Annotated in this window: 29 protein-coding genes and 1 tRNA gene; 12 read left to right on the top strand and 18 right to left on the bottom strand. The window is 66.4% G+C overall.

All coding sequences use genetic code 11. The annotated features are described in order from the left end of the window. The first annotated feature begins 1 nt into the window (after position 1). The 6 genes from WKB25_RS14670 to WKB25_RS14645 all read left to right on the top strand — a co-directional run bounded on the left by WKB25_RS14670 (position 2) and on the right by WKB25_RS14645 (position 5174). Complete coding sequence (locus tag WKB25_RS14670; RefSeq protein ID WP_093817501.1) at positions 2–505, top strand: phage major tail tube protein; 504 nt, start codon at positions 2–4, stop codon at positions 503–505. An 83-nt stretch (positions 506–588) separates the two neighbouring features. Further along, on the top strand, positions 589–879 hold the full coding sequence (locus WKB25_RS14665; protein WP_340571405.1) for a phage tail assembly protein: 291 nt from the start codon (positions 589–591) through the stop codon (positions 877–879). Positions 880–999: 120 nt separating this feature from the next. Continuing rightward, entirely contained in the window at positions 1000–3441 is a 2442-nt protein-coding gene (locus WKB25_RS14660; RefSeq protein WP_340571403.1) for a phage tail tape measure protein, read from the top strand. A gap of 2 nt (positions 3442–3443) precedes the next feature. Continuing rightward, the gene (locus tag WKB25_RS14655; RefSeq protein ID WP_340571402.1) at positions 3444–3911 is read left to right on the top strand and encodes a phage tail protein; all 468 of its coding nucleotides are present in this window, start codon (positions 3444–3446) and stop codon (positions 3909–3911) included. After that, positions 3895–4110, top strand: a complete 216-nt coding sequence (locus WKB25_RS14650; protein WP_340571400.1) for a tail protein X — start codon at positions 3895–3897, stop codon at positions 4108–4110. The genes WKB25_RS14655 and WKB25_RS14650 overlap by 17 nt, the downstream gene beginning before the upstream one ends. After that, a complete protein-coding gene (locus WKB25_RS14645) occupies positions 4101–5174 on the top strand; it encodes a contractile injection system protein, VgrG/Pvc8 family (protein WP_340571399.1) in 1074 nt (357 codons plus the stop codon). Before WKB25_RS14650 ends, WKB25_RS14645 begins: the two co-directional genes overlap by 10 nt. A 31-nt stretch (positions 5175–5205) precedes the next feature. Here WKB25_RS14645 and WKB25_RS14640 read toward each other — a convergent pair whose 3' ends face one another. After that, positions 5206–5586 (bottom strand): tautomerase family protein, encoded by a 381-nt coding sequence (locus WKB25_RS14640; RefSeq protein ID WP_340571397.1) that lies wholly within the window; start codon positions 5584–5586, stop codon positions 5206–5208. 566 nt (positions 5587–6152) lie between these two features. Here WKB25_RS14640 and WKB25_RS14635 point away from each other — a divergent pair. Next, a complete protein-coding gene (locus tag WKB25_RS14635) occupies positions 6153–6581 on the top strand; it encodes a hypothetical protein (RefSeq protein ID WP_340571396.1) in 429 nt (142 codons plus the stop codon). 54 nt (positions 6582–6635) lie between these two features. Here the strand turns inward: WKB25_RS14635 and WKB25_RS14630 are convergent. The 14 genes from WKB25_RS14630 to WKB25_RS14565 all read right to left on the bottom strand — a co-directional run bounded on the left by WKB25_RS14630 (position 6636) and on the right by WKB25_RS14565 (position 18052). Further along, positions 6636–6710 (bottom strand) — tRNA-Val (locus tag WKB25_RS14630). A 133-nt stretch (positions 6711–6843) separates the two neighbouring features. Continuing rightward, positions 6844–7197, bottom strand: a complete 354-nt coding sequence (locus WKB25_RS14625; protein ID WP_099819207.1) for a PilZ domain-containing protein — start codon at positions 7195–7197, stop codon at positions 6844–6846. Continuing rightward, entirely contained in the window at positions 7194–8150 is a 957-nt protein-coding gene (locus tag WKB25_RS14620; RefSeq protein WP_340571394.1) for a DNA polymerase III subunit delta', read from the bottom strand. Before WKB25_RS14620 ends, WKB25_RS14625 begins: the two co-directional genes overlap by 4 nt. Beyond that, entirely contained in the window at positions 8147–8812 is a 666-nt protein-coding gene (tmk, locus tag WKB25_RS14615) for a dTMP kinase (protein WP_049467276.1), read from the bottom strand. Before tmk ends, WKB25_RS14620 begins: the two co-directional genes overlap by 4 nt. After that, a complete protein-coding gene (mltG, locus tag WKB25_RS14610; protein WP_340571391.1) occupies positions 8809–9870 on the bottom strand; it encodes an endolytic transglycosylase MltG in 1062 nt (353 codons plus the stop codon). Before mltG ends, tmk begins: the two co-directional genes overlap by 4 nt. 252 nt (positions 9871–10122) lie before the next feature. Further along, entirely contained in the window at positions 10123–11487 is a 1365-nt protein-coding gene (locus WKB25_RS14605) for an aminodeoxychorismate synthase component I (protein WP_340571389.1), read from the bottom strand. Positions 11488–11580: 93 nt separating this feature from the next. Then, a complete protein-coding gene (gene fabF, locus WKB25_RS14600; RefSeq protein WP_099819202.1) occupies positions 11581–12843 on the bottom strand; it encodes a beta-ketoacyl-ACP synthase II in 1263 nt (420 codons plus the stop codon). Positions 12844–12988: 145 nt separating this feature from the next. Beyond that, positions 12989–13228 (bottom strand): acyl carrier protein, encoded by a 240-nt coding sequence (gene acpP, locus WKB25_RS14595; RefSeq protein WP_025874077.1) that lies wholly within the window; start codon positions 13226–13228, stop codon positions 12989–12991. Between the two features lie 152 nt (positions 13229–13380). Further along, positions 13381–14124: a 3-oxoacyl-ACP reductase FabG gene (fabG, locus tag WKB25_RS14590; protein WP_025874078.1), complete on the bottom strand. Its 744-nt coding sequence runs from the start codon at positions 14122–14124 to the stop codon at positions 13381–13383. Positions 14125–14206: 82 nt separating this feature from the next. Beyond that, positions 14207–15151 carry an ACP S-malonyltransferase gene (fabD, locus tag WKB25_RS14585; RefSeq protein WP_340571384.1) on the bottom strand — a complete coding sequence of 315 codons (945 nt, stop codon included), beginning with the start codon at positions 15149–15151 and terminating at the stop codon, positions 14207–14209. Between the two features lie 164 nt (positions 15152–15315). Continuing rightward, on the bottom strand, positions 15316–16098 hold the full coding sequence (locus WKB25_RS14580; RefSeq protein ID WP_340571382.1) for a serine/threonine protein phosphatase: 783 nt from the start codon (positions 16096–16098) through the stop codon (positions 15316–15318). A gap of 73 nt (positions 16099–16171) precedes the next feature. After that, positions 16172–17149: a beta-ketoacyl-ACP synthase III gene (locus WKB25_RS14575; protein ID WP_340571379.1), complete on the bottom strand. Its 978-nt coding sequence runs from the start codon at positions 17147–17149 to the stop codon at positions 16172–16174. A 91-nt stretch (positions 17150–17240) separates the two neighbouring features. Next, on the bottom strand, positions 17241–17435 hold the full coding sequence (gene rpmF, locus WKB25_RS14570; RefSeq protein ID WP_025879386.1) for a 50S ribosomal protein L32: 195 nt from the start codon (positions 17433–17435) through the stop codon (positions 17241–17243). Between the two features lie 107 nt (positions 17436–17542). Next, positions 17543–18052: a YceD family protein gene (locus WKB25_RS14565; protein ID WP_340571476.1), complete on the bottom strand. Its 510-nt coding sequence runs from the start codon at positions 18050–18052 to the stop codon at positions 17543–17545. 114 nt (positions 18053–18166) lie between these two features. Between WKB25_RS14565 and WKB25_RS14560 the strand changes: the two genes are divergently transcribed. Beyond that, positions 18167–18739 (top strand): Maf family nucleotide pyrophosphatase, encoded by a 573-nt coding sequence (locus WKB25_RS14560; protein ID WP_340571377.1) that lies wholly within the window; start codon positions 18167–18169, stop codon positions 18737–18739. A gap of 29 nt (positions 18740–18768) precedes the next feature. On the opposite strand, the gene WKB25_RS14555 is transcribed toward WKB25_RS14560, so the two are convergent. Then, positions 18769–20610 (bottom strand): glycosyltransferase family 39 protein, encoded by a 1842-nt coding sequence (locus tag WKB25_RS14555; protein ID WP_340571374.1) that lies wholly within the window; start codon positions 20608–20610, stop codon positions 18769–18771. Between the two features lie 44 nt (positions 20611–20654). Between WKB25_RS14555 and WKB25_RS14550 the strand changes: the two genes are divergently transcribed. The 4 genes from WKB25_RS14550 to WKB25_RS14535 are packed head-to-tail and all read left to right on the top strand — an operon-like array spanning position 20655 to position 25021. Next, positions 20655–21608: a MoxR family ATPase gene (locus WKB25_RS14550; protein WP_340571372.1), complete on the top strand. Its 954-nt coding sequence runs from the start codon at positions 20655–20657 to the stop codon at positions 21606–21608. Between the two features lie 2 nt (positions 21609–21610). Then, positions 21611–22555: a DUF58 domain-containing protein gene (locus tag WKB25_RS14545; protein WP_340571370.1), complete on the top strand. Its 945-nt coding sequence runs from the start codon at positions 21611–21613 to the stop codon at positions 22553–22555. Next, positions 22548–24497 (top strand): DUF3488 and transglutaminase-like domain-containing protein, encoded by a 1950-nt coding sequence (locus tag WKB25_RS14540; protein WP_340571369.1) that lies wholly within the window; start codon positions 22548–22550, stop codon positions 24495–24497. Before WKB25_RS14545 ends, WKB25_RS14540 begins: the two co-directional genes overlap by 8 nt. Continuing rightward, a complete protein-coding gene (locus WKB25_RS14535; RefSeq protein ID WP_100551691.1) occupies positions 24494–25021 on the top strand; it encodes a Slp family lipoprotein in 528 nt (175 codons plus the stop codon). Before WKB25_RS14540 ends, WKB25_RS14535 begins: the two co-directional genes overlap by 4 nt. Positions 25022–25196: 175 nt before the next feature. On the opposite strand, the gene WKB25_RS14530 is transcribed toward WKB25_RS14535, so the two are convergent. Then, positions 25197–25556 carry a histidine triad nucleotide-binding protein gene (locus WKB25_RS14530; protein WP_340571366.1) on the bottom strand — a complete coding sequence of 120 codons (360 nt, stop codon included), beginning with the start codon at positions 25554–25556 and terminating at the stop codon, positions 25197–25199. Between the two features lie 65 nt (positions 25557–25621). Next, a complete protein-coding gene (gene recR / locus WKB25_RS14525; RefSeq protein ID WP_089239142.1) occupies positions 25622–26221 on the bottom strand; it encodes a recombination mediator RecR in 600 nt (199 codons plus the stop codon). Between the last annotated feature and the right edge of the window lie 41 nt (positions 26222–26262).

Raw genomic sequence — 26262 nt, 5'->3', positions numbered from 1 at the left:
CATGGCGCGCAAGATCCGCAAGAACTTCAACTTCTACGTCGACGGCAAGGGTTTTGCCGGCAGCGTGATGTCCTTCACCGCCCCCAAGCTGTCGCTGAAGACCGAGGACTTCCAGGCCGGCGGCATGCTTGCCCCGACGGAGATCGTGCTGGGCCACGACAAGCTGACCGCCGAGGTCACCTTCGCCTCCGATGACGCGGAGATCATGTCCAAGTTCCACGTCATCGAGAGCAAGGAGTACGGCTTCACCGCCCGCGAGGCGCTGGAAGCCGACGATGGCTCGGTCACTTCGGTCGTGCACAACATGCGCGGCAAGGTGAAGACCCTCGACCGCGGCGAGACCAAGGTCGGCGAAAAGGGCACGGTCAAGGTCTCCCTGGCGCTGAGCTACTACAAGCTGACCCATGGCGTGCAGGTCGTGCAGGAGATCGACGTGACCAACATGATCGCCCGCCAGGGCGGCGTGGACGCACTCGCCGGCATCCGCGGCGCCCTGGGCATCTGATCCTCGCCACCGCCTCGACGTACACGGGGGCGCACAGCGCCCCCGGATCCACCGCATCTCCATCGACATCCGGGAACACATCCATGTCCAGCAAGACCAAGCCCAGCGCCGACACCGTCATCGAACGCGACGGCTATGCCGAAATCATCCTCTCCCGCCCGCGCCAGGTCAACGGCGTGGACACCGCCGTGCTGCGCATGCGCGAACCGACCGTGGAAGACATGGAGCGCTACCAGGACGACAAGGGTACTGACGCCCAGCGCGAAGTGCGCATGATCGCCAACCTGTGCGAGATCGCACCGGATGACGTGCGCAAGATGCCGCTGCGCGACTACGCCCGCCTGCAGGCCGGCGTCGCGCTTTTTACCACCTGACCCTGCCGCAGATCAGGCAGGGAGCGCTCGCCTTGGCCGGCCACACCGGCTGGGGCCTGCGCGAGATCATGACGCTGCGGGTGTCGAAGTTCATCTGGTGGATACAGGGATTGCCGGTACATGGCGAGTAACGTTCAAACGACAACGATCACGATCGGCGGCTCGGTTTCCCGGTCGTTGCAGGACGCACTGTCCTTCAGCAACGATGGCCTGAAACGCCTCGGCGATGAAGCTGACAAGCTCGAGCGCAAGCTGAGCGTGATGGGCAGGCAGAGCAACGCGTTCACCCGCATGCGCTCCGAAGCCGATGCACTGCGTGCTTCACAGGAAGCGTTGCAGCGGATCGAAGACAAGCGCACCGCGAATCTGGAGAAGCGCGAGAAGCTGGGTTCGGCGTTCGGCGCTGCACGCGGCATGCTCGGCAGCGCCATCACCACGCTGGCAAAACCGGTGGAGAACGCCGCCAGCTTCGCGCGCGAGAACCAGGCCATCGGCAACGCCGCCAACCTGACCCGCGCGCAGGTCGCGGCACTGGGCCAGACCATCCTTGCCGAGTCCGGCCGCACTCACCAGGGCGCGGGCGAACTGCAGCGTGCGGTCGGCCGGCTGGTCGCTGCAGGCCTGGATGCGCAGACCGCGCAGTCCAGCCTGGGCGCGATCGGCCGCACCACCACCGCTACCGGCGAGAGCATCGACGACGTCACGTTGGCGGCGTCGGGCCTGCAGCAGGCATTGAAGATCAACCCGGCCGGCCTGCAGTCGGCACTGGATGTGCTGGTCGTGGCAGGCAAAAACGGCGGCCTGGGCCTGAAGGACATGGCCGGTGCACTCCCGGTGCTCGGCAGCGCATTCCAGTCGCTGCAGATGCACGGCAATGCGGCCGCGGCCACCATGGGCGCTGCCCTGGATGTCGCGCGGCAAGGGGCCGGCGGCGCGGACGAGGCGGCCGGCAACATGCAGCGCTTCATGGCCAGCATCCTCTCGCCCGACCTGCAAGCCCGTGCCAAGAAGGGCTTCAAGCTGGATCTGCGCAGGATCATCAGCGAAGCACAGAGCAGCGGCGGCAATCCGTTCGACGCCGCCATGCAGGCGATCATCCAGGCCACCGCCGGTGACCAGACGAAGATCGGCAAGCTGTTCGGCGATGCACAGGCGCAGAACTTCGTACGCCCGATGATCCAGGACTGGGATGAGTACATCCGCATCCGCGACAAGGCACTGAACACGTCAGCAGGCACCACCGACAGTGGCTTTGCGGCCAAACTGCAGACCGACCCGGAGAAGATCGAAGGCGCGAAGATCGCCGTGGACAACCTGTCCAAGGCCTTCGGTGCCGCACTGCTGCCAGCCGTTGGCGAAGCGGCAGTGAAGCTGACCGAACTGCTGAACGGCGTTGCGTCGTTCGTGCAGGAAAACCCGAAGCTGATCGCCAATACCACCCAGGTTGTGGTCGGCCTGATGGGCATGCGTACCGCTGTGCTCGGCGTGCGCTACGCCTGGACATTCCTGCAGGGCCCGATCCTGGCGGTGCAGAAGGCCTTCGAGCTGTTCCGCGGCGGCAGCCTGCTTGCGCAGATGGGGCAGTTCGGCCCCACCGCCATGCGCCTGGCATCGGGCTTCCGCGTGGTCGCGACCGCCGTGGGTGCCATCGGTGGTGGTCCCATCGCCATCGCGGTCGCCGCCATCACCGCCGGTGCACTGCTGGTGCGCAAGTACTGGGAGCCGATCAAGGCCTTCCTCGGTGGCGTCTGGGATGGCCTCAGCGGCGCCGGAACCGCCGCCATGGGCGAACTTATGCGCGCCGTCGAGCCGCTGCGCCCGGCATGGGAAGCAGTCGGTGGACTGCTGAGCCAGGCGTGGGACTGGCTTTCCAAAATGCTCGCTCCCGCGCAGTACACCGGCAACGAACTTTCGCGCGTCGCGGAGATCGGCTCGCTGGTGGGCACGGCATTGCTGGCCAATTTCCGTCTGGTCATCCAGGTCGTCGGGGTTGTGGTTGAAGCCATCTCCCTCCTCGGTGATGTCATCGGTACGGTCGCTGGATTCATCTCCGTCACGTTGGGCGGCGTATGGGACTGGATCTCCGAGAAGGCCACTGCAGCTATCGGCTACATCATGGCCGAGCTGGCTCCGCTGATGAACTTCGTCGGCGGGGTGATGGACAAGGTCGGCAGCGCACTTGGAATGGCCAAAGACAAAGCCGTGGATGGTGCTCGCATCGCAGTGGGTGCAGCCAACGGCGCGGCCGCCGGCTACGCCGCCGTCAGGGATGGCAAGGTCGCGATGCCGCCCGTGCGCTTTACCGTAGGCGGCTTGCACAGCGGCGTGGTGGAGCGACGTACACCTGGATTGCCCGCGCCGTCCCAGGGCCGCACTGCACCGCCGATGCCCTCCTCTTCCACCGCACGCACACCCACCACCGTGCAACAGCAACAGACCAACAACATCACCATCCACCAGCAACCGGGTGAATCCAGCGAGGCTTTGGCACGGCGGACCGCCAACGCGCTGCAGCACCAGCAGGCCGTGCAGGCCCGCGCCACCCTGGGAGACAGGAACTAAGCATGAAGCGCGAGTTCGTAACCGGCGCAGTGGACAAGCTGCTGTCGCAATTCAAGAGCAACGATTCCGGCAACGCACCGGTACTGCTGATGCTGGGTGGATTCAAGTTCAGCCTCAACACGGCTGTATTCCAGCAGATCCAGCAGTCCAACGATTTCCGCTGGCAGGCACAGGATCGCGTCGGGCAGATGGCTGCACTGCAGTACACCGGCCCGGGCTCGGCCACCATGACACTGCCAGGCGTTGTCTACCCGCTGTTCCGTGGCGCCGGCAACGAGATGTCGCAACTGCGCAAGCTGGCCAGCCAGGGAAAGCCGCAGCGTCTGCTGACCGGCAAGGGCGGCAACCTGGGTCTGTGGGTCATCGAGAAAATCGACGTCACCTCCAGCGAATTCACCGTCGACAGCCAGATCCAGAAGCAGGACTTCACACTCACTCTGCGGAAATACAGCGATGGCACGAACGTATAACACCCGCGACGGCGACGTCGTCGACCGTATTGCCTACGCGCACTATGGCGAACAGTCACCGGCGATCCTGCGCGCGGTGCTCGATGCCAACCCCGGCCTAGCCGCGCGCGGGCCTGTGCTCACTGCAGGCGTGGCGATTGTCCTGCCGGACGTGCAGCGTCCTGCCAATGAACGCAAGGGAGTATCGCTGTGGGATTGAACATCGCACCCGCATTCCGCGTGGTGGCCAACAGCCAGGACATCACCGACAAGATCATGTCGCGCTTCAAGTCGTTGCGCATCACCGACGAGACCGGCAACAGCGCCGACACGCTGGAGCTGCAGCTGGCCGACCATGATCCGAACGATCCGATCCAGCTGCCGCCGGTGGGCGCGGAGCTGGAGGCCTTCATCGGCTACGACGGCGAAGTGCGGCGCATGGGCCTGTACATCTGCGATGAGGTGGAGATTTCCGGCTATCCCGGCAGCATGACCCTGCGCGCCCGCGCCGCGCCGTTCGAAACCAGCAAAGGCGGCAAGAACGATCTGCAGACGCAGAAAACGCGCAGCTGGAAGAAGGGCACGACGATCGGCGACATGGTCCAGCGGATGGCGGCCGAGCATGGACTGACCGCGGCGGTGAGTGCGTCGCTGGCATCCATCGTGCTGCCGCTGACCGTGCAGTCACAGGAATCGGACATGAACCTGCTGCTGCGCCTGGCCAAGCAGCACGACGCCATCGCCAAACCGGGCGGCGGTCGACTGGTGCTGGTCAAGCGTGGTGAATCGACCACCGCCAGCGGCGAACGCATTCCGGACGTGACCCTCACCCCGGCCGATGGCAGCAGCTACCGCGTCACCATCGCCGCCCGCGACGATGCCGGCACCACCATCGCCTACTACCGCGATGTGCGTGGCGCGCAGCGCCAGGAAGTGAAGGTGGGCAGCGGCGAGCCGATCGTGCGCCTGCGCATGGCCTATGCCGACCGCGAAACCGCCGAAGCCGCCGCGCGCGCCAAGCATCGCGAGCAGGCGCGGCAGACGCGCACGCTGAGCTACAGCCTTCCAGGGCGCGAGTCACTGATGGCCGAAGCCACGGTGGTGATGCAGGGCTTCCGCGATGGCGTGGACGGCGAGTGGCTGGTCAAGCGCGCCGAGCACAGCATCGGCAGCGACGGTTACCGCACCAGCATCGAGTGCGAACAGCCCAACAGCGCCGAATCAGTGAAGGCCGCCAGCAGCGCAGCGGTGAAGCAGACCCCGCAGGTGGGCAGCGAAGTGTAGATCCACGCCACGCGTGGATGCGCTTCGCGCATCAACTCACGTACTGCGCCTGGCCGTTACCGAACGACCAGTTCTCCTTCTTCACTTCCACCAGATTGATGAACACATCCTCGCGACGGATCCCCACCGTCGCATGCAGGCCGTCGGCAATACCGGCATACAGCGCCTTCTTCTGCTCCAGCGTGCGCCCTTCATTCCAGGTGATCTGGATACAGATGAAGTCCTCGCTGCGGGCGATGCCCAGGTAGCCCGGGTCGTACACGAGCGTGCTGGCGTCGTGCTCCTGGAAGATCTGGAAGCGATCGTTCTCCGGCACGCCCACCGCGCGCATGGCCTGGTAGATCGCCTCGCCGACACGCTGGCGGTACTCCACGGATTTACCTTTGCGAAGATCGATGCGGGCGAGCGGCATGGTGGCATTCCAAGGATGGGAGGGACACAACAATGGCCCGAGATTACGCCCGCCAAGGGCGCCGGAACAGCGCTTAGATGGAACCCTCTGCCTCCATCCGTGACATGTTCCCGCCAGAACTGCGCGAGGTGACGCGATCGCCGTGGTGGCGTTCCTGCGGAGTCGTCATGTGCGCGCCTGGCAGGGGCGGCGATTTACGCCATCAGTGATGGGCTGCCCAGCGGGCTGGTGCTCGACGGCACAGAACAGAACACGCTTGGCCTGCTTAGGGGCAGTTGAGAACTTTCCTTACAGACCGACGTGATTGTTCGACGTGATGATCGCCGGGCCGAGGCAAGTTGCCTTGGCCGGGATTGGCGTCTCGAAAAAGCAAACCTGACGGATTGGTTGCGCAGCAGTGCGTAGCCGCAAGAATGCACCGACGGCCCTCAATGGCGGGCGGTGCGTGGGGATCACTCGATCCGCCGGGTGATTTCTCACTCCGTTGTGTTTGCCCCGGCACGCCAACCCGCACCGTCCGCCACCCTCTCTTTGAAGGGTTGCCCTACGCCAGTGAGGGTTCCGCCATGACCGACCGCACCGCCATCCATCCCCACCTGCACGCCCTGATCGGCGACATCGCCACCGATGTTCCCGAAGACCTCGCACGCGAGATCGAGTGCGCGCTCAAGGAGCAGCAGCTCCCGCCCTCACAGCCGATGTTCTTCACCTTCCTTGATGCGATACGCAGGGGAGATGGCGAAGACGGCCAGCCCTGCACCACGCAGATCCTCACCCCGCACACCCTCGCCTCCCTCGGCCGTTCACTGTCCGCACTGAATGCCGTGCTCGATCTTCTGCACGCGGCAGAGCACACGCGCGTGGACGGAGGTACCGACGAGCAGATTGGCGACTTCCATCGAAACGGGCTGCTGCTGGCCGCACGCCAGATCGCGCATGCCGCGCAGACAGGCCTCGGCGAGGCGATCACAGCCGTGGAAAAGAAGCCCGGTTGAATCACGGGCAACAAAAAAGCCCCCATCGCTGGAGGCTCTTTTCGTTCTGCAACATGGTGGGCGGTACAGGGATCGAACCTGTGACCCTTGCCGTGTGAAGGCAATGCTCTACCGCTGAGCTAACCGCCCGGTGTGTTGCTGAGCCGCTCATTATAGGGCGGTTTTTCAGGGCGTCAACACCTTTTCACATCGTGTTTCCCGGCGCATTTCCCCGAATCAGCCAGGCATGGCCTGGCTCTACCAGGAGGGCAATTCGCACCCCTCACATCGTATGCGTCGGCTTGTCCGAACCGGTCAGGCCGGCGAGGATCGTCTCGATCTTGTGCCGCACGGTCTCGCCTTCCTGTCCGTCTGCCAGCTGCACGCCGATGCCGGCCGCGCGGTTGCCCTGCGCGCCGGCCGGGGTCACCCAGATCACCTTGCCGGCCACCGGCAGGCGCTCGCTGGAATCGGGCAGGGTCAGCAGCAGGAACACCTCATCGCCCAGGAAGTAACGCTTGGGCGTGGGCACGAAGATGCCGCCATTCTTCACGAACGGCATGTACGCGCTGTACAGCGCGGCCTTGTCCTTCACAGCCAGGGACAGGATGCCCTGGCGGGCGTTGCTGGCACTCATCGATTTCCCCTTGCGGCAGGCCGCTCGTTCACCTTGTTCCAGGCCAGCAGCAACTCGACCACCGCAAGGTCTGCGCGCACGGTGGTGCGCAGCAGGTCGCGGGTGCGGTTGGCCGCATCGAACCAAGCTGCAAGCTTGTGCAATCGCTCCGGCGTGGTCAAGGCATCGGTGCTGGCCTGGGCCAGCGCCAGGTCGGCGGCGAAGCGCAGGCGCAGCGCCGCGTTGTCATCGGCGCACCACTTCTGCGCCAGTTCCACCGCACCGGTCTTGCCAGCGGCCAACTGTTCCAGCTCGCGGCCAACATCGCGACGCAGGCTCAGGCCATCTTCGCGCAGCCAGTTGTCGGCCTGCCCGGGATGGCCACGGGCTGCATCCAGCGCCTCGCGCGCGGCCGCCTCGCTGTGCCCCTGCTGCTGCAGCCAGGCCAGCGCTTCCTCGCGCGGCGGCAGCTTGAATTCCAGGCGCTGGCAGCGGCTGCGTACGGTCTGCGGCAGGCGCGCCGGGTCACTGCTGATCAACCACAGGTAGCGGCCGGGTTGCGGTTCTTCCAGCGTCTTCAGCAGCGCGTTGGCGGCCGAACGGTTGATGGCATCGGCCGGGTCGACGATCACCACCTGCGCCACGCCGTACTGCGGGGTCAGCGCCAGCTTGTTGGTGATCTCGCGCACCTGCTCGATCACGATCTCGGTGCGCAGCTTGTCGCCGCTCTTGTTCGGAATGAAGCTGATCAGCTGCAGGTCGGGATGCGTGCCAGCAGCAATCAGCTGCCGGGTGCGGGTGGCATGCACGGCATCACCACGTGCCAGCACATGGTCGGCCAGCGCGAGCGCCACCTCCCGCTTGCCCAGCCCGGCCGGGCCACAGATCAGCAGGCCGTGGCCCAGCCGATCCGCATCCAGCGCGGCCACGGTCTGGTCGAACGCACGCTGCTGCCAGGGCGAAAACGTACTCACGCGCCCTCCCCCTGCTGCAGCCAGCGCTCGACACGCGCGACCACATCAGCCGCCACGCGTTCCTGCACCTGGCCGGCATCGACCAGCGCGAAGCGCTGCGGGTCCTGCTGTGCGCGGCTGCGGAACACCTCGCGCACGCGCTGGAAGAAATCGTCCTGCTCGCTTTCGATGCGGTCCGGCCACAGATCGCGGCCATTGGCACGCGCACGGCCAACGGCCACGTCCACGTCCAGCAGCAAGGTCAGGCCGGGCAGCAGGCCGACGGCGCGGCGCTCCAGGTCGGCAATCCACTGCGGGTCCAGGCCGCGGCCACCGCCCTGGTAGGCGTAACTGGAATCGGTGAAGCGATCGCTGAGCACATAGGCGCCGCGCTGCAGCGCCGGCTGGATCACCTGGCGCACATGCTGCGCACGCGCGGCGAACACCAGCAGCAGTTCGGCCTCGGCACTGAGCGGTTCGGCAGCGATCTCGGCATCGGGCTTCAGCACCAGGCCGCGGATGCGCTCGGCCAGCGGCGTGCCACCGGGTTCGCGGGTCAGTACGACCTCATGGCCGTGGCGGCGCAGGCACTCGCGGATGGCGTTGATGGCCGTGGTCTTGCCCGCGCCCTCGCCGCCTTCCAGGCTGACGAAACGGGGATGGCGAAGCAGCGCGGAACTCATTGCGCCGGGGTCTCCTGGGTGCGTTGCTGGCGCAGCTGCTGGAGGTAGCGGGCTACGGCGGCGTTGTGTTTGTCCAGGCTGGGCGAGAACACGTGTGCGCCGCTGCCATCGCCGACGGCGACGAAGTACAGCGCATCGCCCGGTGCAGGTTGCGCGGCAGCCATCAGCGCGTCACGGCTGGGCATGGCGATCGGGGTCGGGGTCAGGCCAGACCGGGTGTAGGTGTTGTAGGGCGTATCGGTGGTCAGGTCACGGCGGCGGATGTTGCCGTCGTACGCCGCACCGATGCCGTAGATCACGGTCGGATCGGTCTGCAGGCGCATGCCGATCTTCAGGCGGCGCATGAACACGCCGGCAATCTGCGGTCGCTCGCTGGCCAGCGCGGTTTCCTTTTCGATGATCGACGCCATCGTCAGCAGCTCGTACGGCGTATTGATCGGCAGATCCGGGGCGCGGCTTTCCCAGGCTTCGTCCAGCGCCTTCTCCATCGCGCCGTGGGCACGCTTGAGCACGTCCAGGTCGCTGTCACCGCGCTGGTAGACATAGGTTTCTGGCAGGAAGCGGCCTTCCGGATGCTGGCCGGCGAAACCGAGGCGGTCCATCAGCGCTGCGTCATCGAGGGTGTCGGTGGTATGCAGCAGCGGATCGGCACGCTTGAGCGCGGCGCGCAGCTGGCGGATGTTCCAGCCTTCGATGATGGTTACACGGTGCTGCAGCACCTTGCCGGCGCGCATGCGCAGCAGCAGTTCGCGGGGGGTCAGGTCCTTGCTCAGTGCGTACTCGCCCACCTTCAGTTTGCCGGCCGCGTCCAGCTGGCGCGCCAGCAGCTGCCACTGGGTGTCCTGGCCCTCGTCCACGCCGGCCTCGCGCAGCTTGCGCAGCACGCTGTTCATGCCATCGCCGCTGGCGATGACCATGCTGTCCGCACTGGGGGTCAACGGTACGTCGGCAAACTGGCTTTGCTTGTAGAAGAACCACGCGCCCGCGCCGGCCACGATGGCGACCAGCACCAGCAGCAGCGTTACCACCCACAGACACCCGCGCTTGGCTCCCGCCATGGACTACCTCTGAACTCGATTCCGTCGTGCAGGATACCGTGCCGCCGGTGTGGGGTCATGACCGGGGCCACCGGGCGAGCATCCACGCATGGCGTGGATCTACTGCCGGGGCCGACCATGCCCAGTAGATCCACGCCATGCGTGGATGAACAACCATAGAGAGCATCCGTACCGACCAACGGTCGGCACCCACCCACCATCACCAGTAGATCCACGCCATGCGTGGATGAACGGCCCTGGCAGCGGCCGGCGCTACCCCTGCTGCCCCAGCGCCCGCAGCAGGCCGCGGGCCTTGGCCCGGGTTTCGTCCAGTTCCTTGTCCGGGTCCGAGTCGACCACGATGCCGGCACCGGTACGGAAGCTGACCTCGTTGCCATCCACTTCGGCAGTGCGGATCAGGATGTTCAGGTCCAGGTCGCCATCGCGGTTCAGCCAGCCGAACGCACCGGTATACGCGCCACGTGGCACCTGCTCCAGCTCGCTGATGATCTGCATGCAGCGCACCTTCGGGCAGCCGGTGATGGTGCCGCCGGGGAAGGTGGCGGCGATCACTTCGCCCGGGGTCACGTCCGCGCGCAGGTGGCCACTGACGTTGCTGACGATGTGGTGCACGTGCGCGTAGCTTTCCACGGTCATCAGCTCGTCCACGACGACTGTGCCGGGCAGGCAGATGCGGCCCAGGTCGTTGCGCTCCAGGTCGATCAGCATCACGTGCTCGGCGCGCTCCTTGGGATGGCCGACCAGCTCCTGGATGCGTGCGGCATCGTCGTCGCCCTCGAAGCGCGGGCGGGTGCCGGCGATCGGGCGGGTCTGCGCGTGGCCGCCATGCACCGACACCAGCCGTTCCGGCGACGAACTGACCACATGCCGGCCGTGCGCACTGAACAGGCCGGCAAACGGCGCCGGATTGGCGCACCGCAGCTGCGCATACAGCGCCTGCGGGCTGACCGGTGCTGCGAACTGCGCGCTCCAGCGCCGCGACAGGTTCACCTGGAACACGTCGCCGGCGCGCAGGTACTCGATCACCCGGCGCACACCCTCGGTGAAGCGCTGTGGCTCGTCTTCGCTGACCGACTGCGGCGGTTGCCAGCCCTGCCCGGCCTGCGGCAGTTCGCCGGCCACCAAGGCGACCAGTGTGTCCAGCAATGCCTGCTCGCCCGCCTCGGCAATGAGGAAACTGGTGTCGGCCTGGTGGTCATGCAGCACGGCGGCCGGGCAGCGCAGGGCGAGCGCGGTCGGATGACCGTCATCGCGCGCGCGCGCCGGCAGCACCGGTTCGACCTGGCTGGCCACTTCGTAATCCAGCATCAGCGCCCAGCCACCCCGGAACGGCAGCGCGTGGCCGCCGTCATGCGGCAGCCGCTGCGCCTGCCATGCGCGGTCCAGCGCCTGCAGGAAACTGCCGGGCTGCGGCGCACCGTGCCGGTCGCGCACCTGGCCATCGGCGTCCAGCTGCAGGGTGTCGCCCTGCGCGGCCAGCAGCAGGCTCCAGCGGCCCTGGGCGGTACCCGAGGCGGTGGACTCCATCAGCAGCGGAAAACGCGCCGGGTCGCGCTGCTGCAGGGCCAGCAGGTCGATCGGGTGCGGCAGCGGGTGGATCAGCGGGGCGTGGGTCATGGCGGCCAGTTCTGGGAGACGGATACACGGAAGCCGCCTTGCGGCGGCCTCGTGGTTGGCGGAGTCGAGCCTGGCTCGACGCTACCGGTGCGATCAGACGCGCTTGAAGATCAGCGTGCCGTTGGTGCCGCCGAAGCCGAAGCCATTGGACATCACCACGTCGACCTTGGCCTGGCGTGCTTCGTTGGGCACGTAGTCCAGATCGCAGCCTTCGCCCGGCTGCTGCAGGTTGATGGTTGGCGGAATCACGTTGTCGCGCATTGCCAGCACCGAGAAGATCGCTTCCACGCCGCCGGCAGCGCCGAGCAGGTGGCCGGTCATCGACTTGGTGGAGCTGACCATCATCTTGTAGGCGTGGTCGCCGAAGGCGGTCTTCATCGCCATGGTCTCACCGAGGTCGCCCAGCGGGGTCGAGGTGCCATGCGCGTTGAGGTAGCCGACCTGCTCGGGGGTGACACCCGCATCCTTCATGGCCATGGCCATGCAGCGTGCAGCGCCTTCGCCGTTCTCGCTCGGCGCGGTCATGTGGTACGCGTCGGAGCTGGCGCCGAAACCGGCCAGCTCGCAGTAGATCTTCGCGCCACGGGCCTTGGCGTGCTCGTACTCTTCCAGGATCAGGATGCCTGCGCCGTCGCCCAGCACGAAGCCGTCACGGTCCTTGTCCCACGGGCGCGAGGCCTGTTCCGGAGCGTCGTTGCGGGTGCTCATCGCCTTCATCGCGCAGAAGCCGCCCAGCGCCGTCGGCGAGGAACCGCGTTCGGCACCGCCGGCCACCATCACGTCCGCATCGCCGTACTGGATCATGCGCATGGCAGTGCCGATGGAATGGTTGGAGGTGGCGCACGCCGAGACCGCCGAGAACGACGGGCCCTTCAGGCCGCTGATGATGCTCAGCTGGCCCGGCAGCATGTTGATGATGGTCTTGGGCACGTAGAAGGGAGAAATCTTCTTGCCTTCGTGGAACTCGATGGTCTGCTCTTCGATACCGAGCAGGCCGCCGATGCCGGCGCCAACAATGGCGCCAATGCGGTCGGCGTTGGCATCGGTGATCTCCAGGCCGGAATCATGCAGGGCCATGAAGGCGGCACCGAGGCCGTAATGGATGAACGGGTCCATCTTCTTGGCATCCTTGCCGCTGACCCGGTACTTGCCGAACAGTTCGTTGTCGGCGGTGATGTCAAAGCCTTTGACCTCACCTGCGATCTTGGTGGTGAACCGTTCCAGGTAGGCATCAGAAACGTTGGTCAGCGGACCGATGCCCGAACGACCGTGGGTGATGCCTTCCCAGCTGCTGGCCAGATCATTGCCCAACGGCGAGACCATACCCAGGCCGGTTACGACGACGCGACGCTTCATTGCTGATTCTCCTGACCCGAACGTTCTTTGCGGGTAACGCGGTTTACTTCGGTGTGGTACGCAAACACACGGGGCCGCAAACAGCGGCCCCATGGGGTGTCGTGCGCGGCGAGCTCAACGCCCGCGCGCGCACTGACGTCCTGCATCAGGCCTTGACGTGGGCCGTGATGTAGGTGATCGCAGCCTGCACGGTGCTGATCTTCTCGGCTTCTTCGTCCGGGATCTCGCACTCGAATTCTTCTTCCAGCGCCATCACCAGCTCGACGGTGTCCAGCGAGTCAGCGCCCAGGTCATCGACGAACGATGCGCTGTTGGTGACTTCTTCTTCCTTGACGCCAAGCTGTTCGATGACGATTTTCTTGACGCGTTCTTCGATGGTGCTCATGGGATATCGCTCCAGATGGAGTAGTGGTTCAAAAGTGGTCGCCATCAAAGGCGATGGCCGTGGGATAGTGTAGTGGAAACCGGCGTGACCTTGCATTGCAGCAAAAATCCTCGCAGATCAACCACTTGCGGCGCGATCCCTGCGCCCCTTGCTTACGGCATGTACATGCCGCCGTTCACATGGAGAGTTTCGCCGGTGATGTAGCCGGCAGCCGGGCTGGCCAGGAAGGCCACCGCGTGGGCGATGTCCTCCGGCGAACCCAGGCGTTCGAGGGCGATGTCGCCGATCAGCGCGGTACGCGCTTCTTCCGGCAGCGCCTTGGTCATGTCGGTGTCGATGAAGCCCGGCGCGACCACGTTGACGGTGACGCCGCGCGAGCCGATTTCCTTGGCCAGCGACTTGGAGAAACCGATGATGCCGGCCTTGGCAGCGGCGTAGTTGGCCTGGCCGGCGTTGCCGGTCACGCCCACCACCGAGGCGATGTTGATGATGCGGCCCTTGCGCGCCTTCATCATGCCGCGCATGACGGCCTTGCTGGTGCGGAACACGCTGGTCAGGTTGGTGTCGATGATCGACGCCCAATCGTCTTCCTTCATGCGCATCAGCAGGTTGTCGCGGGTGATGCCGGCGTTGTTGACCAGGATCGAGATCGGGCCGAATTCCTTGGCGATGCCGTCAAGCACGGCGTCGAGCGCGGCAGCGTCGGTGACGTTCAGCGCGCGGCCGTGACCGCCGTGGGCGGCCAGGCGCTCGCCGATCGCGGCAGCGCCGGAATCGGTGGTGGCGGTGCCGATGACGGTGGCGCCCTGGGCGGCCAGCAGATCGGCGATGGCGGCACCAATGCCACGGCTTGCACCGGTGACCAGTGCGATTTCACCCTGCAGGGGCTTGCTCATGATGTTTTCCTCAGGCTTGGGCGGCCGCCGCACCCGTGCCGCTTGCAGCGGCCACCGGCACGGTCGGCAGGAACAGGGGCAATCAGGCCGACCACGTCTCGCGGGCGGTTTCGAAGTCGCCCGGGGTGGCCAGGGAACGGCCGTCGATGGCCTTGTCGATGCGCTTGACCAGGCCGGTCAGCACCTTGCCCGGACCGCACTCGGCAATCCGGGTGACGCCACGGGCGGCCAGCGCCTGCACGCAGCCGGTCCACTGCACGGGCTGGTACAGCTGCTGCACCAGCGCGGTGCGGATCGCGTCCACGCCGTCGTGCACCTTGGCGTCGACGTTCTGCACCACCGGCAGCTGCGGCAGCTGCCAGGACAGGCCGGCCATCACTTCGGCCAGACGGTTGGCGGCTTCGCGCATCAGCGGGGTATGCGAGGGCACGCTGACGGCCAGCTTGACCGCCTTGCGCACGCCCTTCTCGGCCAGCAGCGCCAGCGCACGGTCGACCGCGGCAGCGTCGCCGCCGATCACGATCTGGCCCGGCGAATTGAAGTTGGCCGGAACGACCACTTGGCTGCCGGCGGCTTCCGCACAGACGTCCAGCACCAGCTGGTCGTCGGCACCGAGTACGGCGGCCATGGCGCCGACACCCGCCGGAGCGGCGTCCTGCATCAGCTGCCCGCGCAGGCGCACCAGGTGCGCACCGTCGTGCAGGCTGAGGGCGCCAGCGGCGACCAGGGCGGTGTACTCGCCCAGGCTGTGGCCAGCCAGAACCGACGGACGCGGACCGCCAACGGCGTTCCAGGCGCGCCACGCGCCGATGCTGGCGGCCAGCAGGGCCGGCTGGGTGTATTCGGTACGGTTGAGCATTTCCTCCGGGCCACCCTGGGACAACGCCCACAGGTCGACGCCGGCACCATCGGATGCCTCGGTGAAGGCCTCACGCACCTGCGGGTGCAGTTCGGCCAGCTCGGCCAGCATGCCCACAGACTGCGAGCCCTGACCGGGGAAGACAAAAGCGAGGGTGGATAGGGTCACGCGGTCATCCGCTTGTTGCAATCGAAGCGGGCCATGATAAGGGGGAACATGCCGTGTCGTCTGTACGTGCGCGTATGCACGCGTATGGAGGCGGCCTGCCGGGTCCGCCACCGGGTGATGCCGGCCAGCGGCCGGCACTACCGATGCTGCAAGCTGCCCCGCTGTCAGCAGAGCAGCTGCAGGATGTCCAGCTCGCCGTCGGCAAACCAGTCCATGCACAGGCCGACCACCATCAGCAGGCCCAGCGTGGTGGCACCGTGGGTGATGAAGATGGAGTGGGCCAGCGCACGCGCCGAGCGCCCCAGCTTCATGCACACTCGCGCCAGGCGCTGCAGACGGCCACTGACGGCATGTACGTGCGCACGCACCGGTGCCTGCACCCCGTTCATCGCCTCGGCCATCATCGCCTGCAGGCATTCGGGGCGGTCGGCGTAGTACTTGGCCACGCCGTAGCCGAACATCAGCCAGTCACGCGCCTGTGCCTCGGCCAGGTCCATGACTTCCAGCGGATCTTCTTCGAAGTCGATGAAACCGACATTCTGCCCATCCCAGGTGAGGTTGCGCGGCAGCGGCTGGCCGAAATAGGCGCCACGCGCGTGCGCTTCGGCAATGGCCTGCATCGCCGCAGCCACGAGGCGATCGCGGCCGGAATCGTCGGCCTCGCGCAGGCAGGTATTGAACGAGCTGCCGTTGTCGCCGATCACCAGCGCGGCATGACCACTGCCGATCACCGCGGGCACGTTCACGCCCTGCGCCTGCAGTTCCGCCAGACGGCGGGCTTCGGTTTCGCGCGCGGCGTCGCCACCGCGGTGCGGCGGCGGGCGCAGGGCGTCCAGATGGAACCGGCGGGCAACAAAATTGAGCAGGCCCAGGGCCACTGCTCGGCTTCCTTCGCCGTACTGCTTCAGCCAGGCGCGCTGCCCTTCGATGACGATGGGCTCAACCATGACAGTCTCCTTTAACGCATTACGGCCCCAGAGGGGCCGTAACGACGGTTTCACGTTGTCGTAACTGGCACTATCAATAGCGCAGCAGTGCCGAACCCCACGTGAAGCCACCACCGAAAGCTTCCAGCAGCAGCAGCTGGCCGCGCTCCACCCTGCCGGAACGCACAGCCGCATCCAGCGCCAGCGGCACCGAGGCGGACGAGGTATTGCCATGCTTGTCGACAGTGACCACGACCTGGTCCATCGACATGTCCAGCCGCTTGGCGGTGGCTTCGATGATGCGCAGGTTGGCCTGGTGCGGGATCAGCCAGTCCAGGTCGGACTTGGTCAGGCCATTGGCCTCCAGGGTTTCGTCCACGACCGAGTCCAGCGCCTTGACGGCGTACTTGAACACGTCGTTGCCCTTCATGTTGATGGTGCCGCCGCCGTTGTTGCCTTCACCGAAACCGACCGAAACGCCAACTGGATTCCACAGCAGCTCTTTCTTGCTGCCATCCGAATGCAGGTGGGTGCTGAGGATGCCGGTTTCTTCGTCGGCCTTGAGCACGACCGCACCCGCGCCATCGCCGAACAGCACGCAGGTGGTGCGGTCTTCCCAGTCGACGATGCGGGTCAGGGTTTCCGCGCCGATCACCAGCACATGGCGGGCATCACCGGAACGGATGAATTTGTCAGCCACGCTGAGCGCGAACACGAAGCCCGAACAGGCCGCGTTGACGTCGAAAGCGGGGCAGCCGCTCACACCGAGCTTGGCCTGGATCAGGCACGCGGTGGAGGGAAAGATCAGATCAGGAGTGGTCGTGCCGACCACGATCATGTCGAGCTGTGAGGCGTCGATACCGGCCGCTTCGATCGCACGCAGCGCGGCCTGGTAGCCGAGATCGCTGGTGGTTTCGCCTTCGGCAGCGATGTGCCGTTCACGGATACCGGTGCGCGTCTGGATCCACTCGTCCGAGGTCTCGACCATTTTTTCCAGGTCGGCGTTGGTCAGGACTTTTTCCGGCAAATAGCTGCCGGTGCCCGCGATCCTCGAGTAGATCCGCTTGCTCATCATGTTTCCTGTTGCACGAGCCGCCGTTCACCGGCGTGCCCGGGAAAGAAGGCGAAGGCCGCTGCCCATAGGGCAGCGACCTTCCGGCACATCAGTCTTCCTGGACAGCCGAAGACTTGGTCTGGATGACCTTCTTGCCGCGGTAGAAACCGTCAGCAGTGATGTGGTGACGCAGATGCACTTCGCCGGTGGTCGGGTCGGTCGACAGCTGCTTGGCGCTCAGGGCGTCATGCGAACGACGCTGGCCACGACGGGACGGGGTAACACGGGATTTCTGGACAGCCATGGGATTGCTCCAAACTCGGTTCGTTTTGCTTCGTCGTTTCGTCGCACAGGACGCCAGCGTCCAGCACACTTTTCACTTTCGCCGCAGCCGCCGACGACAACCGGCTGCTATTGTTTCTTCAATGCCGCCAACGCCGCAAACGGGTTGGCCTTTTCAATTTCTGCTTCGGTCGGTGCCCAGTCCTTGTCGACTGCCTCACCATCCGGCGACAGGGGTACCACCGGTACCGCCAGCACCAGTTCGTCCTCGACCAGGTCCAACGGACGCAGCTGGCCATCTTCCGGCACCAGCAACGGCTCGTATTCCTCCGGCAAAGACGATTCTTCGTCTTCGTCGCGGATCAGGCCAAGCCTCTGGGTCATCTTCACCGGCAGCAGGAAGCGCTGCATGCTGCGCTGACAGGTCAGCGGCAACGCGGTATCGATGCTGAGTTCCACATAGGATACCCGCAAGATCTCGTCGCGACCGAACTCGAGCGAGTAATTACACTCGCCTTCGGTATCTGCGACAAGCCCCTGCAGGCGAGTCAATTCAGCCAGGGAGACCTGACCGTCGAAGCGCCTTCGCGCCACGACCATCCGCCAGGCATCCAGCGTTTCGGGTACGTTCGCGGACATAAGCCGCCGAATATTAAGGATCGGCAGGTCGCGTGTCAAATGACTGCCACGAAAGGCTTGCTGTGGCTGGCTGTGCCGGGCCAGACTGCCGCGCCCCGCCCCCGGAATTCCCGCATGCCTGCCCTGGTCCTGGCCTCCACCTCCCGCTACCGCCGCGACCTGCTGGAACGGCTGGGGTTGCCCTTCGGCTGCGCACGCCCGGAGGTGGATGAGACCCCGCAAGCCAACGAGGCCCCACTGGCGCTGGCGGCACGCCTGGCCAGCGCCAAGGCGGCCGACGTGGCCGCCCGCCATCCCGGCAGCTGGGTGATCGGCTCGGACCAGGTGGCGGATCTGAACGGTCAGCCGCTGGGCAAGCCGGGTACGGTCGAGGCGGCGTGCGCGCAGCTGGCGGCCATGTCCGGGCAGACGGTGCGCTTCCACACTGCGATCCGTCTCACCCGTGACGGAGAATCTTTCACGGCAATGGATCTGACCCAGGTGCGCTTCCGCGCGCTGCAGGCGCCGGAGATCGCCCGCTACGTGGCCATCGAACAACCGCTGGACTGCGCTGGCAGCTTCAAGTGCGAGGGCCTGGGCATCAGCCTGTTCGACGCCATCGACAATCACGACCCTACGGCGCTGATCGGGCTGCCGCTGATCGCACTGTGCGGATTGCTGCGCAGGGCCGGATTCTCGGTGCCCTGACCCCGGCCCGTGACACGAGGCACGACACCTCAGCGCTTCTTCACCACAAATGGCTGTTCCTGCCACTGCTCCACGCTGCCATCGCGACCATGCAGACGCAGGCCCAACCAGTGTTTTCCCGGTGACAACGTACCCGTATCGAGCGTTGCATCGAAACCGACAGCAGGATGTTGCGGGTCGGTACTGTCTGGCCAGGCATGTCGGATATCGAACACCCGCCCGTAGCTGGCGTCGCCGATCGAACGACCATCCACCAGCACTTCAACCCGCGACAGGCCAACACCTTCCTTGAACGCCCAGCCCTTGATCGCCAGCGTGCCGCTCACCACGTCGCCGTTGGAAGGGGTGTCCAGCCAGGCCAGTGCGGGGGCTACGCATGGACCCTGCGCGCGCTGCACCGGCAGGCGGAACAGCAGGAAGCGCTGGAATCCATGATCGTTGCTGACCACGCGCGGCGGCGGCAGTGGCCCGACCTGTTCGCAGAGGGCGTGATAGCGGGTGAGCAGATCGCGGAAACGCTGATCGCTGGGCGACAGCACCAGCAGCATCGGCACGTCGCGCTCGCCCTCATGCACCTGATTCCATTGCGCCAGCTGCGCGGTGCGGCCGTGCTTGTCGTTGAGCGGATGCGGCAGCACGTCGATGTCACCGCGGCCCAGCTGGAAGCCCAGCTCGGCGCCCACCTTGAAGTTGCCGGCCAGTACACGGCTGCCTTCAGGCATCTGCTGCAGTTCTTCGCGGACCGCAGCAGCCAGCGGCTGCCAGCCGGCGAAGTTGCGCGGGTAGTACTTGTCGCCGGCCAACTGCTCGCGCAGCGATGACGAGGACGCCATCAGGTAATAGCCGAAGGCCAGCACCATGCCCAGCCCGGCCAGCCACCAGCCGGTACGCCGCAACCAGCGCGGCCAGCCGTTGAGGATCACCGGCACCGCCACCAGCAGGGCCAGGTAGCCCGGCAGCGGCCAATGGAAGCTGATGCGCTCGACGTCGGTGAAGAAGCCCAGTGCGAAGATGCCCAATGTCGACACACCGCCGACCAGACCGAAATAACGCCACTGCACGCGCGCACCGCCGCCACTGCGGGTACCCGCCAGCGCCACCTTCCACATCGCGATGCACAGGATGGGCGTGACCAGCATCGGCTGGATCACCAGGAACCACAGTCCGCGCCACTCGAATGCCCACGGATGACGCTCGACCACCTGGAACTTCAGACCGGCATCGTGATTGTCGGCATTCCAGGCCAGCAGCGGCAGCCATGCCAGTACGCCAACGGCCAGGGCCACCCAGACGCGCGGATCGGCCAGCATGCGCCGGCCCGGCGGCAGCGCCAGCAAAGCGATGAAGCCGACGCCGATGACACCGATGAAGCGATAGTGGCTGAGCGCGCCGATCAGCAGGCCCAGCGCCAGTTTCACCGCCGAGGATGCATCTACGTTGCGCAGCAGGCGTGCGCCGGCGTCCAGGCACAGCACTGCCGCCAGTGCCATCGGCACATCGGGCACGGCCAGCAGACCCAGCGTGGCCGACAACGGCATCAACAGCGTCAAGCTGCCGGCCTGCCAACCTGCAACGTTGCCGAACCAGCGCGCCGCAATGCGCGATACCAGCAGCGGCAGCAGTGCCCCGATGGCCAGGAATGGCAGGCGCAGCGCCAGCACGTGCTGGCCGCCAAGCTCCACACCCAACCGGGTCAACCAGGCCGTCAGCCCTGGCAGATCCGAATAGGCCGCAGCCAGATGCTGGCCCTCCTGCCAGTAGAACGCCTCATCGACGAACAACGGCAGGCGTGCGGCCACGACCAGCTTGGCCGCTGTGACGAGCGTCCATAACCAGAGAAAAATCGTACGTGCGCGTTGTTCGCCCTGCATTGCTCTATGGATAGAATCGACCGGTTACCGAACTTGAGACGACCATGACAGCTTCGTCCCCCATGCCCAGCATGCTAACCGATCAACTGCGTCAGTCCCTGCGCAACGCGCAGGACCAGGTCAATGCACTGGTGCTGGGCAAGGTGCAGGAGGTTCGACTGGCCTTTGTGGCCCTGCTCTCTGGCGGCCATCTGCTGATCGAAGACCTGCCCGGTCTCGGCAAGACCACATTGGCCCATGCCCTGGCCAGCAGCCTGGGGCTGAGCTTCCAGCGCGTGCAGTTCACCTCCGACCTGCTGCCGGCCGACGTACTCGGCGTATCGGTGTATGACGCTGGCAGCCGCCAGTTCCAGTTCCATCCCGGGCCGGTCTTCAGCCACGTGCTGCTGGCCGACGAAATCAACCGGGCGCCGCCGCGCACGCAGAGCGCCCTGCTGGAAGCGATGGCCGAGCAGCAGGTCACCCTCGACGGTCAAACCCATGCCCTGCCCGATCCGTTCTTCGTGATCGCCACGCAGAACCCGGTGGATCTGTCAGGCACGTTCCCACTGCCCGATTCGCAGCTGGATCGTTTCCTGCTGCGGCTGGCGATGGGCTACCCCAGCGCGCAGGCGGAACGTGAGCTGCTGCGCGGCACCGATCGTCGCGACCTGATCGCCCGCGCGCTGCCCCAGCTGGACGACACCCAGGTACGTGCACTGCGCGGGGCCGTCGGCCAGGTGCATGTCAGCGACGCGCTGGTGGACTACGTGCAGGCACTGCTGACCCGCAGCCGCCAGCACGCCGGCGTGCGCGTGGGATTGTCGCCGCGCGCCGGCCTGGCCCTGCTGCGCGCAGCCAAGGCACATGCACTGCTGCTCGGCCGTGGCCACGTGGTACCCGAAGACGTGCAGACGCTGTTCGTAGCGGTGGCTGGCCATCGCCTGGTGGGTGAAGCCGAGTCGAGCTCGGGGCCGGCGCTGGCTCGCGCGATCCTGCAGACCGTCGCGGTCGATTGAAGATGGCATCGCATGCCCGGCGACTGTTGCAGCTGGCGCGCCCGCGCACGCCGGAGTCGTTGCCGCAGCGGCTGGACCGACGGCGCATCTATGTGCTGCCCACCCGCTTCGGCCTGTTTGTGGCCTGCCTGCTGGTCGCGATGTTGCTGGGCGCGCTGAACTACAACAACAACCCTGCGCTGTTGCTGGCACTGCTGCTGGCCGCGGCAGCGATCGCCAGCGCCATCGCCGCGCACCTGCAGTTGTCGGGTGTGCAGATCGACGCGATCTCCGCCGAACCGCTGCCGGCCGGGCAACCATTGCGCCTGCGCGTGGACCTGTCGCTGCGCGACCCGCGAGCGCGCCATGGCCTGCACCTGCAACTGGGCGACAGCGAGGCGTGGCTCGACCTGGCCGCACACGGCCGCGGTGAAGCCGAGCTGGAAGTGCCCAGCGAACGCCGTGGCTGGCTGGAACTGCCGCGGATCCGCCTGTCCACCACACAACCACTTGGCCTGGTCAGGGCGTGGTCATGGGTGTGGCCGGAAGAACCCCTGCTGGTCTACCCGCTGGCCGAAGCGAAGGCGTCGCCGTTGCCACAGCAGGGCAGCGATCCACTGCACACCCGCGCCCACGCCAACGGCGAGGAACTGCATCAGCTGCGCCCGTATCGCGCTGGAGATCCACCGCGCAGCATTGCCTGGAAACACTCCGCGCGCCGCGACACGCTGCTGGTACGCGAATACGAGAAGCCGATAGGCATCGAAGTGGTGCTGGACTGGCGCGCGCTGGCACCCTTGGGCCAGGAGGCCCGCATCGCGCGGCTGGCACGCTGGGTGGACAGCGCCGAGCGCGAAGGCCGCCGCTACACGCTGCTGCTGCCGATGCACCCACCGATCGGCCCCGGCCAGGGTGCCAGCCACCACCATCTGTGCCTGCGCGCGCTGGCGTTGCTTCCCCATGACTGAGTCTGCCCTGCTGCTGGACCGCAACTCCCGCACGTGGACGCTGGCCAGCGCCGCACTGGCCCTGTTGCCGCTGCTGCTGCAGCTGCCCACCACGCTGGCCGCATTGATCGCCGTGGCAGCGCTGGTCACTGCAGCACTGTCGCAACGCGGCATGCTGCCGATGCCGGTGCGCGTACTGCTGGTGCTGGGCATGCTGGCCGCCATCGTCTGGCAGATGGGAGCGGTGCGCCCGGGCCGGGATACCGGTTGTGCACTGCTGGCGGCGATGCTGGCGATCAAGTCCAGCGAGCTGCGCACCCTGCGCGATGCACGCAGCCTGCTCGGCTTTGCCCTGTTTTCACCGTTCGCTGCCTTCCTGCTCGACCAGGGGCCACTGACCACCGTGCTCGCCGTGCTGGCAGGCATCAGCACCCTGATTGCACTGCAGCGACTGGCACAGGGTGAAGGCCGTAGTACGCCACCACCGCTGTCCGCGCAGCTTCGCGGCGTCGGTCGCCTGCTGCTGATCGGCCTGCCGCTGGCGCTGGCCTGCTTCTGGCTGTTCCCACGATTGGCCACGCCGCTGTGGGGCATTCCCGATCGCGCCGTCGGCACACCCGGGCTATCGGACACGATGGAGCCGGACAAGTGGCTGGATCTGATGGCCGATGACACCCCGGCCCTGCGGGCGCAGTTCTTCGGCGCGGTTCCGGAGCCGGCACAGCGCTACTGGCGCGGGCCGGTGCTGACGCAGTTCGACGGGCATGTCTGGCGACGCGACCGCCGTACCGAGCGTTTGCTGCCCGCAGTGGTCGAGCACGGCACGGAGGGCTGGGATTACCAGATCGACTACGAGCCCACCGACCGTCGCCAGCTGGTCACGCTGGATCTCCCGACCGCCGCACCGGAAGGCAGCCGGCTTGATGCAGCCCTGAGCCTGAGCAGCGACCGCACCTTGTCCGCGCTGAGCCGGTGGCGCCTGCACTCGGCCCCGCCGCTGCGCTTTGATGCCGACTTGTCGTCGTATCAGCGCCGCGCTGCGCTGCAGTTGCCGGAAGGCTTCAACCCCCGCACGGCAACCCTGGCCCGACAGTGGCGGCAGGACGCAGGAAACGATGACGCCGCCGTGGTCCATCGCGCCCTCGCGTGGATAACCGCAGACTTCTCGTACACGCTGGAGACACCGGCCGCCGGCCGCGATCCCGTCGATGCATTCCTGTTCGACTACAAGGCCGGCTACTGCCAGCATTTCAGCTCTGCCTTCGTGGTGCTGATGCGCAACGCTGGCATTCCGGCGCGGGTGGTCACCGGGTTCGCCGGCGGCACCCGCAACCGGATCGGCGACTACTGGATACTGCGGCGGATGGACGCCCACGCCTGGGCCGAGGTGTGGCTGCCGCAACGCGGCTGGGTGCGCATCGACCCGACAGCGGCAGTAGCACCCGAGCGCATCCTGGACACGCTCGACGACCGTCTGCAGGCCGGGGCCGATACCGGCCTACAGCAGCGCTGGCTGCAGTTGGGCCAGGTCCGCGACTGGATGCGCAGGGGCTGGAACGAACTGGTGCTGTCCTTCGACGCGCGCCGCCAGCAGCAACTGCTGCAACCGTTCGGGCTGGACGACCTGCAGCCGGGACAGCTGCTGGCCGGCTTCGTGATGGCCGCGTTGCTGGCGCTGACGTGGATGGCATGGCTGCTGGCCCGTGGCGAACGCGAGCGCGACCCGCTGCTGCGCGCCTGGCACCGGCTGGGGCAGCGCTATGCGCGGGTTGGGCTGGGCCGCGAACCGCACGAACCCGCCCTGCACTGGGCGCGCCGGGTCAACGCGCAGCGTCCCGACCCGGGCCTCATCACACTCAGCCAGCGTTTCGCTGATGCACGCTACGCTGGCACTTGTACCGAGCTCGCCCCATTATTGCGGGACCTGCGCAGGCATCGCCCGACTTCCGGAGCCTCCCCATGAATACCAAGTTCCTCCTCACCGCCGTGGCCGCCCTGGCCCTGTCGGCCTGCGCCACGGCTCCCAAGCCGCTGCAGGGACAGTTCAGCCTGGTTTCCCCGCGCGACTCGGTTGCCACCCAGCAGGTCGGCACGCCGGTGCGCTGGGGTGGCCGGATCATCGAAACCAAGCCCGCTCAGGGCGAGACCTGTTTCCAGATCATCTCGCGCCCGCTCAACGGTAGCGGCCGCCCGAACACGACCTCCTCCGATGCCAGTGACGGCCGCTTCATTGCCTGCCGCGCCGGCTTCTACGATCCGGCCGTGTTCGAAGCCGGCCGCGACGTGACCTTCATCGGCAAGATCGATGGCTACGCCAACACCCGTATCGGTGATTACGACTACCGACTGCCGAAGCTGGCGGCCGACGTGATCTACCTGTGGCCGGAGCAGCGCCAGGTCGATGTGGTGCCCTACCCCTACGGACCGTGGGGCCCGGGCCCATATGGCCCGTACTGGGGCGGTTACCGCGGCTGGGGCTGGTGGTAGTCCAGGCCCGGTATGCATGAAGCAGAAGGCCGCCCATGGGGCGGCCTTTTTCATCCATGCATGGCGTGGGTCTGCTCGGGGCGATGCTGCACTGCGACGTTTTTTATCCACGCATGGCGTGGATCTACTGCTGTTGGTGTACGTTGTAGATCCACGCCATGCGCGGATGACTGCCTCAACGCCCCGGCGTACCGAAGTGACCCAGCGGCGCGCCAGCCAGCAGATGCATGTGGATATGGAACACGGTCTGCCCGGCATCTTCGCGGCAGTTCATCACGATGCGGTAGCCGTCCTGCGCGAAGCCTTCCTGCCGCGCGTACCCGGCGGCGGCCAGGGCCAGCTTGCCGATCAGGTGCGCCTGCGATGGCTGCAGGTCATCCAGGGTCGGAATGATCTCGTTCTTCGGAATGAACAGCACGTGCACCGGCGCCTGCGGCGCGATGTCCTTGAACGCCAGCACGTCCTCGTCTTCATAGACGATGGTGGCCGGGATCTCGCGACGGATGATCTTGCTGAAGAGGGTTTCGCTGCTCATGGTCGGCCTCGGCGGGGTGTCACCGCATTGTAGGCCGGTAACGCCGGTGCATGCCCGGCATCGACTCAATCGCGCACTTCGCTGCGGGTGCCGAACGCGTGCGACAGCGTGCCGCGATCGACGTACTCGAGCTCACCGCCGAGGGGCAGGCCCTGGGCCAGTCGACTCGGCCGCACTTGGCGGGCGCGCGCCAACTGCGCGAGGTAGTGCGCGGTGGCTTCGCCTTCGACGGTGGCACTGGTGGCGATGATCAGCTCCTGCACTTCCGCTTCGGCCAGACGCTGCTCCAGCTGCTCCAGACCCAGCTCGCGCGGACCGATGCCATCCAGCGGCGACAGGCGCCCCTGCAGCACGAAGTAGACGCCGCGATAGCCGGTGGCGTTCTCGATCGCCAGGCGGTCAGCCGGCGATTCCACCACGCACAACTGGCTGCGCTCGCGGCTGCCATTGGCGCAGGTCGGGCACAGCTCGGTTTCGCTGAAGTCGCGGCACTGCGCACAGTGACCGATGCGTTCGACCGCCTCTGCCAGCGTGCCGGCAAGGCGTTTGCCACCTTCGCGCTCGCGTTCGAGCAGGTGGTAGGCCATGCGCTGTGCCGTCTTCTGGCCTACGCCAGGCAACACCCGCAGTGCATCGATCAGTTGTTCAAGCAGCGGTGCGGACACGTCGGTGTGTTCTGTAGAGCCGAGCGTGCTCGACTGGAAAT

The sequence above is a fragment of the Stenotrophomonas sp. G106K1 genome (assembly GCF_037969685.1).
Taxonomy (GTDB): domain Bacteria; phylum Pseudomonadota; class Gammaproteobacteria; order Xanthomonadales; family Xanthomonadaceae; genus Stenotrophomonas; species Stenotrophomonas lactitubi.
Note: the sequence above shows the minus strand (reverse complement) of the source record. Positions and strands in the feature narration are given on the sequence as shown.